Source organism: Weissella confusa, assembly GCF_004766315.1.
In the GTDB taxonomy this organism is placed as follows: Bacteria; Bacillota; Bacilli; order Lactobacillales; family Lactobacillaceae; genus Weissella; species Weissella confusa_A.
In genome coordinates, this window is sequence record NZ_PVSN01000026.1 from 57,132 (window position 1) to 71,356 (window position 14,225).

8 protein-coding genes are annotated in these 14,225 nt (G+C 48.0%); all 8 read left to right on the forward strand.

Annotated features, from left to right (window positions below):
* Positions 1–41 precede the first annotated feature (41 nt).
* The 8 genes from C6P11_RS04365 to hisS all read left to right on the forward strand — a co-directional run bounded on the left by C6P11_RS04365 (position 42) and on the right by hisS (position 14,223).
* Positions 42–7,814 carry a lectin-like domain-containing protein gene (locus C6P11_RS04365; RefSeq protein WP_135518873.1) on the forward strand — a complete coding sequence of 2,591 codons (7,773 nt, stop codon included), beginning with the start codon at positions 42–44 and terminating at the stop codon, positions 7,812–7,814.
* 126 nt (positions 7,815–7,940) lie between these two features.
* Complete coding sequence (gene coaBC / locus C6P11_RS04370; RefSeq protein ID WP_135518875.1) at positions 7,941–9,146, forward strand: bifunctional phosphopantothenoylcysteine decarboxylase/phosphopantothenate--cysteine ligase CoaBC; 1,206 nt, start codon at positions 7,941–7,943, stop codon at positions 9,144–9,146.
* Between the two features lie 3 nt (positions 9,147–9,149).
* On the forward strand, positions 9,150–10,316 hold the full coding sequence (locus C6P11_RS04375) for a hydroxymethylglutaryl-CoA synthase (protein ID WP_135518877.1): 1,167 nt from the start codon (positions 9,150–9,152) through the stop codon (positions 10,314–10,316).
* Positions 10,317–10,506: 190 nt separating this feature from the next.
* Positions 10,507–10,629, forward strand: coding sequence for a hypothetical protein (locus tag C6P11_RS11390; protein WP_280950193.1), 123 nt, complete (start codon positions 10,507–10,509; stop codon positions 10,627–10,629).
* A 78-nt stretch (positions 10,630–10,707) separates the two neighbouring features.
* Positions 10,708–11,148: a nucleoside 2-deoxyribosyltransferase gene (locus C6P11_RS04385; protein WP_003610440.1), complete on the forward strand. Its 441-nt coding sequence runs from the start codon at positions 10,708–10,710 to the stop codon at positions 11,146–11,148.
* A 121-nt stretch (positions 11,149–11,269) separates the two neighbouring features.
* Positions 11,270–12,160, forward strand: a complete 891-nt coding sequence (locus tag C6P11_RS04390) for an N-acetylmuramoyl-L-alanine amidase (protein WP_135518881.1) — start codon at positions 11,270–11,272, stop codon at positions 12,158–12,160.
* Between the two features lie 93 nt (positions 12,161–12,253).
* Complete coding sequence (locus C6P11_RS04395) at positions 12,254–12,622, forward strand: hypothetical protein (protein ID WP_135518883.1); 369 nt, start codon at positions 12,254–12,256, stop codon at positions 12,620–12,622.
* Between the two features lie 287 nt (positions 12,623–12,909).
* Positions 12,910–14,223, forward strand: coding sequence for a histidine--tRNA ligase (hisS, locus tag C6P11_RS04400; RefSeq protein WP_135518885.1), 1,314 nt, complete (start codon positions 12,910–12,912; stop codon positions 14,221–14,223).
* The last annotated feature ends 2 nt before the right edge of the window (positions 14,224–14,225 follow it).

The following is a 14,225-nucleotide window of genomic DNA, read 5'->3' on the forward strand; positions in this document are numbered from 1 at the left end:
CGGTATAACAAGAATATTAGAGTATTGATGAGGAAATGAACATGAAATCTCAAGTTACGGGGGATCTCCAGTTACATAAAATAGCTGAAGATGGTGGCCAGAAAAAATGGCTGGTCAAAGGAATCGCAACATTAGCGATGCTAGGTGGAATTGCAGCGGCGAGTGACGCAAGTGGTGTTACTGACAAAGTTGACGAAATGTTTGAAGCAGCTGTTCACATGGCGATTAAGCCGGCAGCTGCGGCAACGGTTTCTGGTACGACGATTGATAAGGCGACGGCGGTGCCAAGTCGATCAACGACGTCAACTGGAAAAGAGACCGCCGATTATATCGTTAAGGGAAGTGCAAGCTATCAGTCTACGAACAGTAATAATAATTATTCATGGTACAGCTTGTCGAATGGAAAACAGCAAACAGGATTGGTTGTTTATAATACGGCGCTGGATACTAAGAATGATTTTAGTGTCAGTGGTTCGCTCTATGTATATACGTACGGCGCGAACGCAGCCGATTATAATGGTATTTTATTGTCATCAATTTTGCCGGACACGCTTGGAAGTGGTACGGGAGGTGGTGGCCTTGGAATTCAAGGCATTAAAAATGCCATTTCGTTTGGTATGGACATGTATTCAAACGGGTCTACCTACAAAGACGCAAGTGGGACGTATCCGATGGTTGGTATCCGAACCACTGATTCAAGCGGTAATCTGACACAAGCGACAGTGGATAGTTCGTTGACTTCAGGAAGTGGTGTTTCAAGTTTGCCAGCTGACAATAAGCCTAATGGTATCAATGATGGAACGGGTGCTGCTTGGACGGTAAAGTACACGGCCTCAACTAAAACATTGACGTTTAGTTTGGGAGGTAAAGTCACTAAGAGTATGACCATTAATACGACGATGATGCCATATTTGTCATTCGCACTGATTGGATCGGCTGGAGATAATTCGACTGAAATGACATCGTCAATTCAGTTGGTATCAGGAACCAAGGCCTCACTATCTGTGCCGGTGACATATAAGGACACGGCTGGTAATACGTTGTTGACTAGCACGAAGTTGGACGTCGGTGACGGACAGTCGGTTGGAATTAATGGTGCTTCACCAAAGGCGTCGAGCGATACGTATAGCTATGATGCGCCGGTCGTGCCGGGGTACTACATTAAATCTGCAAATGATATTTCCGTTAAGGTTGGTTCAGGGACGACGCCATCATTGGATTTGGTGTATGAAAAGTCACCACAACAAGCCACGGTCACTAGGACTGGGTTAAATGACGCGAATACGGTTAAAAACGGAACTACTGTCGCTGCAAGTGGTGTAACTAGTGGTGCGATTGCCATTGCGGATGCTAGCTTGGCAGTTGCTGGATATAGCTATGTCGTAACGGCGCCAGATGGTAAGCAATACGCGACGATGAGTGAAACGCTAGCAGCTGGTACAAATGGCGTCTATGACAGCACAACTAACAGTTCAGGCGCTTCGGATGCGACGGTACAAAGTTTTGGCGTTTCATACTCAGCTTTGTCACAAAAGGCTAACTTTACGTATTCAGGTGGGACACCACTTTCAGGTGCACCAACTGTTACTTCTGGTGTCACGGATGATGCCTTGCCAGGATCATTATATGTTTACGCACCAAGCGGATACCGCTTGGACAGCGCAAGTACGACGTTGGCTTCAGGTATTAACATGACATATGCGACAACAATGCGCAGTGCAACGATTACCGGTAAATTTGACGCGGACACGGCAACGGATCAGAACTCAACGATTGTTTTGAAGGCTGATAAGCAAACGGCGACGTTGAAGCAGGTTATTAATGCAACGAATTCGGATGTGGAGTCGGTAACTGGTGGAACTGACAGTAAAATTGCGTTTTCGTCAACTGATAGCACGTTGGCTAAGACAGGTTACACCTACAATGTCACGGGGGCGGATGGTAAGACGTACGACACACTCTCCGCGGCTTTGGCAGCGACACCAAATTACGACAATACAAGTAATGACGGTGATACTGATGCGACTGCTCAAGTATTCACAGTGAATTACACGGATACGCAAGCGCCTACCATTTCAACAGGTAAGGATAGCTATCAAGTGACGACCGGTGCGGGTACAACGGCCGATAGTTTCTTGACGGCGATTAATGCCCAAGTTGCCGACAACCAGGTGGATGGTAGCACAACGTTGACGTCTGACTACGCCGATGTCGTGAAGGATGAACCAGGTACGTATACAGTGACATTAACGGCCACTGATGCGACGGGCTTGAAGACAACAAAAACGATTACAGTTGTGGTAACGGAAACGTCACCATACGATCAAGAATCAGCGGTGTCATCAGCAGCCTCAAACTTGGAATCAGTTTCGAATGATCCAACCAAGACGACAGCTGACGTACAAGCGGCGCAACAGGCACTTGATGATGCGCTTGCAACGGCTAAGAGTGATCGTGAAACAGCTAAGACAAATGCAGATACAGCTGAGCAGAACGCCGAGGATCAAGGCGTCGCTGACGATAGCACTGTTGTCGATGCACAAAAAGCCTTGGATGATGCCATCGCAGCAGCCGACAACAATACTGGGACAACCCCGGCGATTGTTGATGCGACAAATGCGTTGGATCGCGCAGTAGCAGTGGCCTCGGCAAAGGCAGTTGCAACTAATCCGGTTAGTCAGGAGACCGCCGTTGCGTCAGCCAAGGACAATTTGGACAAGGTATTGGCGGATTCGGCATCGACAACCGACCAAATCATCGCGGCCCGTGATGCGTTGAAGGATGCCGTAAATGAAGCCCTTGAAGCTCGTGATAATGCATTGGCTGGTGCAAATACAGCGCTGACCAATGCTGCATCGTCAACGGCTGCGCTTGATCCAGATGTTATCGCCGCGCAAAAGACGTTGCAAGATGCCGTTGCGAGCGCGAATGCTGACACCGGCACAACGGATGCGGTGACAAAGGCGACGGAAGCTTTGAACAAGGCCGTTGCTGACGCACAAGCCGATCAAGAAGCCGCTCGTGCAGCCGCAGCCGCAGCAATTGCAGCGATGACGCCAGTTTCTAACGAAGCGAATATTTTGGCGGCTTATAAGTCACTTCAAGATATTTTGGATATGCAAAATGCAACCGCTGATGAAATTACCAATGTGACAACCGCTTTGACAAATGCGACGACGACTGAAAAGGGAACTCGTGGTGATGCGGTAACAGCTGCTGATAGTGCTATTACGGCTGCCCAAGCAGGCGATAATGCGAATGACGAAGGTGTACAGGAAGCAATTGAAAACCTACAAACCGTCATTGATAATGCAACGTCTGAAACGGCGGATGCCGATGGTAAGGTGCCACTAACAGCTGACATTGAAGCAGCAACGCAAGCACTTGCCCAAGCAATTTCTGATGCAGCATCAGCTCGTGAGGATGCAGTGACAGCAGCGCAAGAAGCGATGAGCGACACAGCGCCGGTTTCATTAGAACCAGATACGGCAACGGCTAAGGCTGCACTGCAAGAGGTTTTGGATGATCCAAAGGCGACAGCAACCGACATTGAAGAAGCGATGCAGGACTTTAAGGAGGCTATTGACACTGTGCGCGAAGAGCGAACGGCATTCGATAGTGAAGCGACTTCCGCCATTACAACAGCTCAAAATTCGGATTATGCCGATGAAAAGGGCGTTCAAGATGCGATTGCGGCCTTAAAGGAAGCACAAGAAAACGCAGCTGGCGATACAGGAACGACTGCTCAAATTGAAGAAGCAATGACAGCGCTACAAGATGCAGTGGATGCGGCTAAGTCTGAGCAACAAAAGGCCATCGATGACGCACAAGCTGTGGCGACGTCACCAGTTAGTCATGATGCTGATGTTGTTGATGCGCAAAATGCACTGGATGACTTGATTGCTTCGGCTGAATCTGGTGGGGATGTGTCAATTGCGGATATTAATGACGCTGCGCAAGCACTGCAAGATGCCGTTGATGAGGCTTCCGATGCACGTGACGATGCTAATGACGCGGCTGATCAAGCAGTGACTGACGCCGAAGCAACTAACCAAGCTGATGAGCAAAGTGTGCAAGATGCTATTCAAGCTTTGCGTGACCTGCAAGATGCGGCGAGTCAAGATGATGAAAATGCACTTACGGCGGACATTGAGGCAGCAACCAAGGCTGTGGCCGATGCTGTTGAAAACGCCGCAGCTGCCCAAGAAGCCGCCCGTGATGCGGCTGGTAAGGTAGAAACGGCGCCGGTTTCAAATGAACAAGGTGTTAAGGACGCCCAACAAGCGTTGAATGATGTACTTGATGATCCGGCGTCGACAGTCGCGGAAATTGAAGCGGCCCAACAAGCACTTGAGGATGCCGTGAAAACAGCGCAGGATAATCGTGACACGGCGAATGATACAGCTGATGATGTGATTGCCAATGCGCAATCTGGTGATCAAGCTGGTGAACCAGGCGTACAAGATGCCATCACGGCCTTGCAAGAATTGCAAAACAAAGCGGCAACTGATGACGCTGGGGCATTGACGGCTGATATCGAAGCAGCAACCAAGGCAGTTACGCAAGCGATTGCCGACGCCAAGGCTGCGCAAGATGCCGCCCGTGATGCGGCTAGTCAAGTTGAGGCAGCGCCAGTTTCGAATGAATCAGGCGTTAAGGATGCGCAATCTGCCTTGGATAAGGTACTTAACGATCCGAGTGCGACAGTCGAGGAAATTGAAGACGCGACAACGGCATTGGAAAATGCAGTCGATGCGGCAAACACAGCCCGTGACTCTGCAAATAGCAATGCTGACACAGCCGTTTCAAAGGCCCAAGGTACGCCACAAATTAATGAGCCGTCTGTACAAGAGGCGGTCGAAAAGTTGCAAACGTTACAAAAGAATGCAGCTAACGATTCGGCTTCCGCTTTGACCCAAGATACTTTGGACGCCATCCAGAACCTTGCTGACACAGTTGCCGAAGCGGCGGCTGATAAGCAAGAAGCTGTCCTAGCTGCTGAAAATGCGTTGAGTCAAACAAAGCCAGTTTCAAATGAAGCAGCCACTGCGCAAGCAATCTCTGATTTACAAGCGCTACTCGCAGATGAAAATTCAACTGCTGAAGCTGTGCGTGAAGCAACTAAGGCACTGACTGCAGCAACCGCGAGCGACACGACCGAGCGTAATGCGACAAATTCTGATGCCGCAGACGCAATTTCTGATGCACAAGCGTCAACGGTTGCGACTGACGAATCAGTGTTGACGGCTATCCAAAACTTGAAGGACGCACAGACCAAGGCTGCCAATGAAACTGTTGACGATGCCGGGCATGCCTGGGTATCACAAGATATTGTTGATGCGATGACGACTTTGCAAGACGCGGTTACCGCAGCTGAACAGGCCCAAGACACAGCTCGTGACGAAGCCTCGGCGTTGTTACAGGACGACAGCAAGACTAGTCCTGTAACAAATGAACCGGCCATCACGGATGCAAAATCAGCGTTGCAAGATGTGATCGATGATCCAAATGCGACAGCAGCCGACTTGAACGATGCTATGGCGGCCTACCAAGATGTTATCGATCAAACGAAGGCGCAACGTGACAATGCGAAGTCTACGGCAACGGATGCCATTACAGCAGCACAGAACAGCGATTTGTCAGCTGATCAAGGCATCCAAGACGCGATTACGGCGTTACAAAATGTCATGGATCAAGCAGATGCGGATAACGCTGATGCGTTGACGAGTGATATTCAAGATGCCATGAAGGCGTTGCAAGATGCACAAATTGCGGCGGTGGCTTCACGTGACCAAGCAGCTGACCTTGCTGATCAGGTTAAGGGGCAAACAGCACCGGTTTCACAAGAACCAGGTGTGCAACAAGCGGTTAGTGATTTGGATACGTTACTAAATGATTCAACAGCAACCGCAGCCCAAATTAATGATGCAATCAAGGCACTACAAGATGCCATTTCAGAAGCGAACGATGAGCGTGATGCGGCTAACCAAGTGGCTAACGATGCTGCAACAAGCGCTGCAAATAGTGATCAGAGTCAATCTCAGGCAGTGAAGGATGCGATTGCTGCGTTGCAAGAGGCGCAGAAGAATGCCGCGGATGACCAAGGCACAAGTGAAGCGATTGCGACTGCAACGAAGCAATTGCAGGATGCGGTCGCTCAGGAAGCGGCGGACCAAGCAACTGAACGTGATAATGCAACAGCAGCGATGGATGCAACAGCACCGGTTTCAAATGAAACGGCTGTGGCCACAGCAAAGAATGCTTTGGAAGCTGTGTTGGGTGATCCAAAGTCAACGGCTGATGAGATTGCCGATGCAGTGAAGGCACTGACTGATGCAACGACGAGCGAAAAGGCGAACCGTGATACAGCTAACACAGCAGCGAACGATGCCATTACGAACGTGCCAGCTGAAGTGGCAAACGAGCCACAGGTTGCTGAAGCGGTCGCTAATTTGCAACGTTTGATGACTGAAGCGGCTAATGATTCAAGTGGTGCTTTGACAAAGGATATTGCTGCAGCAACTGAGGCGCTTACTAAGGCGCAAAATGATGTTGTTGGTTACCGTGAACAAGCTCGTGACGCGGCAGCGGATGCGTTGACTAAGACGGCACCGGTCAGTCACGAGCCAGCCACAGCAGCAGCTATCGATGCGTTGAACGCCTTGGTTAATGATCCGAACGCCAATTATGCAGATATTAAGCAAGCAACGGAAGACTTGTTGAAGCAAGTCGCCACGGATACACAAGAACGTGACGCAACGAGTGCTGATGGTAATACGTTGTTAGACCAAGCTGCGCAGTCAGACTTGGCAAATGATCCATCGGTAGTTGAAGCCATGCACACATTGCGTAATGCGATTGAAAATGCAGCGACTGATAGCAGTGATGACTTGACGGCTGACATTAAGGCAGCCATGCAAGCGTTGACTGATGCAATGACAGCGTTAGTTGATGATGCGCGTGGTCAAGCACAACAAGCCATTGTTGATGCTAAGCCAGTTTCGAATGAAAAGGGTGTGGCTGATGCGATTAAGAAGTTGCAAACGTTGATTAATGATCCGAACGCCACACGAACGGCAATTGAAGCAGCGATGGACGCACTTCAAAATGCGGTTGAACCAGCCAAGGAAAGTCGTGAGAGTGCGAATAGTCAAGCTGAGCAAGCCATTCAAGCGGCACAAAATAGTGCGGTTAGTGATGATCCAGCTGTACAGGCAGCGATGCAACGTTTGCAAGATATTCTTGCAGCAGCAGCGGCAGATAGTCCGGATAACCTAACGATTGATATTTTGGCAGCAATGCAGGCATTGCAATCGGCAGTTGCGAAGGCGGAGGCTGCCCAAGCGACAACCGGTGCTGTGACAACCCAAGCACCGGCACCGACGGTAGGTAGTCAAACAGCGCCAACAGCCACTGTTGTTTCGACGGTAGCGGGTGAGACACCAGCAACGACAATGCAAACGTTGTATGGTACAACGCCGGTTTACATGAGCGGTGGTTACCCAATCATTATCCCTGGTGTGTTGCCATACACCGGATATGGGTCAGGTATTGCCTGGGTACCTAGTGTCGGAACACCAACAGCTAGTGGACTTTTGCCATATCAAGCCACTGCACCACGTACGTTGGCTGGTGATACTGAAGGACGTCGGATTATTGACCGTGTTCGTCAGTTGGACGGTCAACGCGTAAGTCGTGCTGGTCTTGATACAACAATTGCCCATGAAAACAGTTGGTTGCCAATTGGTATCTTCCTATTCTCATCAATTTTGTTGTTGCTTATTGCTAAGCGCCGTAAGCAAGCCGATAAGTAAAGGGTGAATTTTAAGGGAGTGATGTTTCTGAAAAATCAGAGATATCACTCTCTTTTTATTTGTAGTGGCGCTTCATGGTAAACTTAAACCAGATGACTTTTAACTAGATGCAAAAGGAGTGTCGAAATGTTTACTGATAAAAACATTGTGCTCATCGTCAGTGGGGGCGTTGCAGCATATAAGTCAGCCATTTTCGCGCGCTTGTTGATGAAGCAAGGCGCAAATGTAAAGGTCGTGATGACCCAGGCTGCAACTGAATTTGTAACCCCAAAAACATTTGAGGCACTAACACAACACCCGGTTGTGACCGATTTGTTTGATGACCACAACGAAAGTATGATTGCACACGTTAGCTTGGCTGACTGGGCGGATTATATTTTTGTCGTGCCGGCCACTGCAAACATTTTGGCGAAGGTGGCTGCGGGTATCGGGGATGATGCGGCAACGTCAGTGTTGTTGGCTCGCCACACGCCAGTGATTGTTGCACCGGCAATGAATGTGAATATGTATGAGAACCCAGCAACGCAACGTAATTTGAAGATGTTGCGCGAAGATGGCGTGATCATTATCGAACCAGCCGAAGGCATGCTTGCTGAAGGTTACGCCGGTAAGGGCCGTTTGTCTGAACCAGATGAAATTTTGGCGCTTGCTGATTTGAAGCTTCGTCAACAGACGGGCCGTTTAGCTGGTAAAAAGGTCGTTGTGTCAGCTGGTGGTACGGTTGAGCCGATTGATCCAGTGCGTTTCATTACGAATCGATCATCAGGTAAGATGGGTTACGCGTTGGCGCAAGCAGCTGCTGAACAAGGTGCAGATGTGACACTTGTATCATCATCTGAATTGCCAGCGCCGGTTGGCGTGACGATGGTACCAGTACAATCAGCACGCGACTTGTTGGCAGCGATGACGGAACGTTTTGAGGAAACTGATGTTGCAATCATGGCAGCAGCGGTATCCGACTATCGTGTTGCGACGCCGGAAGATCAAAAGATGAAGAAGAATGCTGACCACGCCGGTTTGACGATTGACTTGGTTGAGAATCCGGATATCTTGGCGACTTTGGGCCAACAAAAGACGACCCAATATTTGGTTGGCTTTGCCGCCGAAACGCAAGATTTGTTGACATATGCGCAAAACAAGTTGGAAAAGAAGAATGCCGACATGTTAGTTGCGAACGACGTGTCTAAGGCGCAAGTCGGCTTTGGCCACGACACAAATGAAGTGACGTTGTTGCAACGTGATGCGGCACCAGAAAAGCTACCGCTACAATCTAAGTTAGCGTTGGCCCGTGATATTATGAATCGTATTGCAACTCAAGTGGAAGGAAAATAAGACATGGCAGTAATTGGAATTGATAAGATGAGCTTTTTCTCACCACACCAATACATTGATATGGTGGATTTGGCAAATGCGCGCAATGAAGAACCAGATAAGTACTTGATTGGTATCGGTGAGACGGAACAAGCGGTTGTGCCACCAACTCAAGATGTGGTCACGATGGCAGCCAATGCAGCTGATCAATTGTTGACGGCTGAAGAACGTGCTGAAATTGATACGATTATTTTTGCCACTGAATCAGGTATTGATAACTCAAAGTCAGCGGCCGTTTATGTACAACGTTTGTTGGGCTTGAATGAATATGCACGCACGATTGAAATGAAGCAAGCTTGCTACGCTGGTACGTACGGCTTGATGCAAGCGCGTGACTACGTTGCTTTGCACCCTGGTTCAAAGGTGTTGGTTATGGCATCTGATATTGCCCGTTACGGTTTGCACACACCAGGTGAAGTCACGCAAGGTGCTGGTGCGGTGGCCATGTTGGTCACTGAAAACCCACGTATTCTTGAATTGAATCGCGATAACCAATTCATGTCACGCGACGTGATGGATTTCTGGCGTCCAGTTTATGCTGAAGAAGCTTTGGTTGATGGTAAGTATTCAGCTGAAGTTTACCGTGAGTTCTTCCGTGATTTGTGGTCACGATACAAGGAGAAGACGGGTCGTTCAATTAACGACTTTAAGGCATACGCATTCCACTTGCCATTCACGAAGATGGGGTTGAAGGCTTTGCGTGACATTTTGCCTGAGGCGGATGAAGCTAAGCAAGCCGACTTGTTGAACGAATTTGAAGCCAGCCGTGTTTACAACAAGCGAATTGGAAACTTGTACACGGGTTCAGTATACTTGAGCTTGTACTCATTGTTGGCCAACTCTGAAGACTTGGCTGCTGGTGACCGTTTGGGTATTTTCTCATATGGTTCTGGTGCCGAGGGTGAGTTCTACTCAGCTATTTTGCAACCTAACTTCCGTGATGGCTTGATTGCTGGTCAAATGGACGCGTTGTTTGAGAATCGTGAGTATTTGACGATTCCAGCATACGAGGAAGTGTTTATGGCTGGCTTGCACGGTTCAGAGGATCGCGAGTTTGATATCTCAGCTGATCCAGCTAAGTTTGTCTTGGCTGGTTTGAAGGATCAACAACGCCAATACGTGGCACACTAACTCCGAGAAAAAATCAATAATTATGCGTGGCTTCATCAAACGCGCTGGGTACACTAATCGCAAAGACTAGTACAGGGGGAAGTGCCTATGCAAGATTAAAGTTGGCGACTTGTCCCATTGCGATGAAGCAAAGGGCATTGACCGGCCGTTCATTGGGAAAGTCGTACGCTGTGAGGGGCAGACGTACGACATGGAAGTGGTGTATATTCCAGATTTGACGCATGCCAATGCATCGTTGCTACACACGCAAGTTCAGGTGGCTAAAACAGCGTCAGCGCCATTTGCCAATAAAGCAGATGCACCATTTATGTAGATGTTGCTTGTTCACTATTCGTCAGGTAAAATTATTGGGTAAGACTAAATAATAAAAGTTAGATGAAGAGGGAATTTTATGAAGCGCGTCTACCTAGCCGGTCCATTTTTTGATGATGACCAAATTGATCGTATTGAACGTATGGAAAAGGCTCTAGCAGCCAACCCAACGGTATCAGAATTCTTCAGTCCACGTACTGAGCAACACGACGAATTTGAATTCGGTTCAAAGGAATGGGCAAAGGCAATTTACAAGGGTGATAAGGATCACTTGGATCCAGCCGAAGTTGTAATTGCTGTGATTGACTATGAGGGTGAGCACGTTGATCCAGGTACTGCCTGGGAGATTGGTTACTCAGAAGCAACGAAGAAGCCAGTTATCTTGGTGAAGGAAAAGGAAGGTGGCATCAACTTGATGATGTCAGTACCAGCCCACGCCTTTATCACGGATGTTGCCGACGTTGCAACGTATGACTTTGATGCATTGCCATCAAACGAATGGGAAGGTAAGACTTTCTAATTCGGGTTTTACCTAAATAGAAGACTTAAATTAAACGGCACTCACAAAAAGTGGGTGCCGTTTTTTGTTCGAAATAAGGTAAACTGTTTTAAGACATTAATTAGAGAAAGGACATGACAACATGCAAAAACTAGGCCGGTTAATGTTGGCATGGATTACAAAGTTTTGGGTGCCGTTAGCGATTACCGTTGGCATGCTGGCGGTTGCGGTTTCCGTCACAACTGTGATGCTGTATAAGCAGCAAATTACGGTGCAGATTCCGAACCTAACCTTGCGTGAAAAACGCGGGGTGACAAGTACGCCAATTTCGGTTCTGAAACAAGGAGAACACTTGCAAATTTTGCAAGAAGATGATGGTTGGTATCAAGTGCGTCGTGAAGATGAATCGACGGGTTGGGTGGCTAGTTGGTTACTAGAACGCACAACACCATTGGATAAGGTCACACCACTGTCTGAAGCAACAATCGTTTTGGACCCTGGTCACGGTGGTAACGATCCTGGTGCCGAGTCGAATAGCGGTAAGTTTGAAAAGACTTATACGTTGTTACTTGCCCAACAAGTTGCTAAAACGTTGCGTGCTACAGGTGCGCGCGTCATCATGACACGTGATAGCGATAAATTGGTTTATCTGTCTCAGATTCCAAAGGTGGCAGAAAACGCGAATGCTGATGCGTTTATTTCGTTCCACTTTGACTCGGTGACCGAGGCGAATGGGGCAAGTGGCTATACTGCTTATTATTACCACAAGGACAACGGGTCAAAGGACTTAGCACAGGCAATTAATGATGCGATGAATCCAAATATGCCTTTGGAGAATCGCGGAATTGATCACGCTGAATATGTGGTGTTGATTGATAATAAAGTGCCTGCCACGTTGCTAGAAAATGGCTACATCAATTCTGATCGTGATTTCAAGAAAATTAAGAGCCCAGCATATCGTAAATTGATTGCGCAAGATGTTGAACAAGGGTTGGAAACGTATTTTGACAATCGGGTAAAAACCGTTAATTAGTCACAGGTTGTTAGGGGTTATTGATAGAATTATTCGCGGAATTTCGATACCATTTCTCTGATGGGGAATGTGTTTAGAAATGGGGCATTTAATATGACAGCGATTAATACTGATAACGAGGTGGCAATGGAAGTTATGCGTCTAGCTGGCGTTGTAGACGAAATTGCTTACCACTTGACGAATGTGATGTTTGGGGATGACCCAGTCAATTTTGATAAGGCCGCGGTTACAGCAGCCTTAGGTGATTTGGGCATTCAATTGCGTAATTTTGTTGACGCTGAAGTTGGCCAAACACAAGCGCACAGTTTGGCCACGTTGAAAAATCAAATTAATGATATGAGTGCTGCCTTCTTGCAATTTGATAATGCAGCCGACTGGCAGGCCGTTCAGGCAGTTTCAAATCGCGTAACTGAAATGGAACGTTTATATGCCCGCTTAATGTGCTATACAGTGGCACCATAGACCTTGACGCAATTTACTTTCTATTGGATAATAAATTCCATAGATAAACCGATGAGAAAGCAAACTTGTGGTTGGTAGAAGAAAGCGAGCAGGGTCTGGTGCAAGCCTGTGGTTACTGAAGCAAGGGGACACTTTTTAGGTCGCAGCAATGCGCGTGTTGCCACGTTACGGCATGAGACCAAATTCAAGGTGGTACCGCGCTAAAAGGCGCCCTTGACGATACATGAAGTGTCGTTGAGGGCGCCTTTTCGTTTTGCACCATCGGAAACATGAGAGGAATTTTAAACATGGCTAAGCAATCATTCCAAAAGCCAAAGGGAACAGCTGATTTGCTCCCTGGTGAATCATTGAAGTGGCACTACGTTGAAGAGACGGCGCGCCTTTTGTTCGGCGACTACCAATACTCAGAAGTACGTACGCCAATTTTTGAAAGCTTTGATGTTTTTGCCCGTTCTGCTGGTGATACATCAGACGTTGTGACGAAGGAAATGTATGACTTCAAGGATAAGGGTGACCGTCACGTTGCTTTGCGTCCAGAAGGTACTGCCGGTGTTGTTCGTGCGTTCGTTGAGAACAAGTTGTTTGGACCTGAACACCAACATCCATACAAGATGTTCTACATCGGACCAATGTTCCGTTACGAGCGTCCACAAGCCGGTCGTATGCGTCAATTCCACCAAATCGGTGTGGAAGCTTTGGGTTCAGACTCACCTGCTTTGGATGCTGAAGTTATTGCAATGGCAGTTGATTTGTTCCAAACATTGGGTGTGACGAACTTGAAGGTTAAGATTAACTCTTTGGGTGACAAGGAATCACGTGAAAACTACCGTAATGCCTTGATCGACTTCTTGAAGCCACACTTTGATGAGTTGTCTGCTGACTCACAAACGCGTTTGGAGAAGAACCCATTGCGTGTCTTGGACTCTAAGGATGAAAAGGATCAAGCCATCGTTGCGGATGCACCATCAATCTTGGATTACTTGACGGAAGATGCCCAAGCACACTGGGAAAAGGTTCAAGCCTACCTTGAAGCAATGGGGATTGATTACGAAGTCGACGCCAATGTTGTGCGTGGGTTGGATTACTACAACCACACGATTTTCGAAGTGATGACGCAATCAGCTGCCCTTGGTCGTGGTTGGACGACAATCACTGGTGGTGGTCGTTACAACGGCTTGGTTGAAGAGTTTGGCGGACCAGAAATGCCAGGTGTCGGCTTTGGAATCGGTCTTGAGCGTTTGATGTTGTTGCTTGAAGCCGAGGGTGCAACGTTGCCTGAACAAGCACCATTGGATGTTTACGTTGCCAACATGGGCGAAGGCACTGATGTTGCAGCTATGCAAATGGTTCAAGCAGTGCGTTCATTTGGTTACAGCGCAGAACGCGATTACCAAGACCGTAAGCTAAAGGCACAATTTAAGACAGCCGACAAGCTGGGCGCACGCTTCATCATTACGATTGGTGAACGTGAATTGGCTGAGCAAACGGCAAACTTGAAGAACATGACGACTGGTGAAGAAATCACGGTAAAGTTGGCTGAACTTTACACGGGTCTCCCAGAGTTTATTGAAGTTGAAGAAGACGTAGAAGAGGAAAACTAATT

Excerpts from the sequence above, each read along its gene's own strand:
- coaBC (WP_135518875.1), top strand. The coding sequence starts at position 7,941 with ATGTTTACTGATAAAAACATTGTGCTCATCGTCAGTGGGGGCGTTGCA.
- C6P11_RS04395 (WP_135518883.1), top strand. The coding sequence starts at position 12,254 with ATGACAGCGATTAATACTGATAACGAGGTGGCAATGGAAGTTATGCGT.
- C6P11_RS04365 (WP_135518873.1), top strand. The coding sequence starts at position 42 with ATGAAATCTCAAGTTACGGGGGATCTCCAGTTACATAAAATAGCTGAA.
- C6P11_RS04390 (WP_135518881.1), top strand. The coding sequence starts at position 11,270 with ATGCAAAAACTAGGCCGGTTAATGTTGGCATGGATTACAAAGTTTTGG.
- hisS (WP_135518885.1), top strand. The coding sequence starts at position 12,910 with ATGGCTAAGCAATCATTCCAAAAGCCAAAGGGAACAGCTGATTTGCTC.
- C6P11_RS04375 (WP_135518877.1), top strand. The coding sequence starts at position 9,150 with ATGGCAGTAATTGGAATTGATAAGATGAGCTTTTTCTCACCACACCAA.
- C6P11_RS04385 (WP_003610440.1), top strand. The coding sequence starts at position 10,708 with ATGAAGCGCGTCTACCTAGCCGGTCCATTTTTTGATGATGACCAAATT.
- C6P11_RS11390 (WP_280950193.1), top strand. The coding sequence starts at position 10,507 with ATGGAAGTGGTGTATATTCCAGATTTGACGCATGCCAATGCATCGTTG.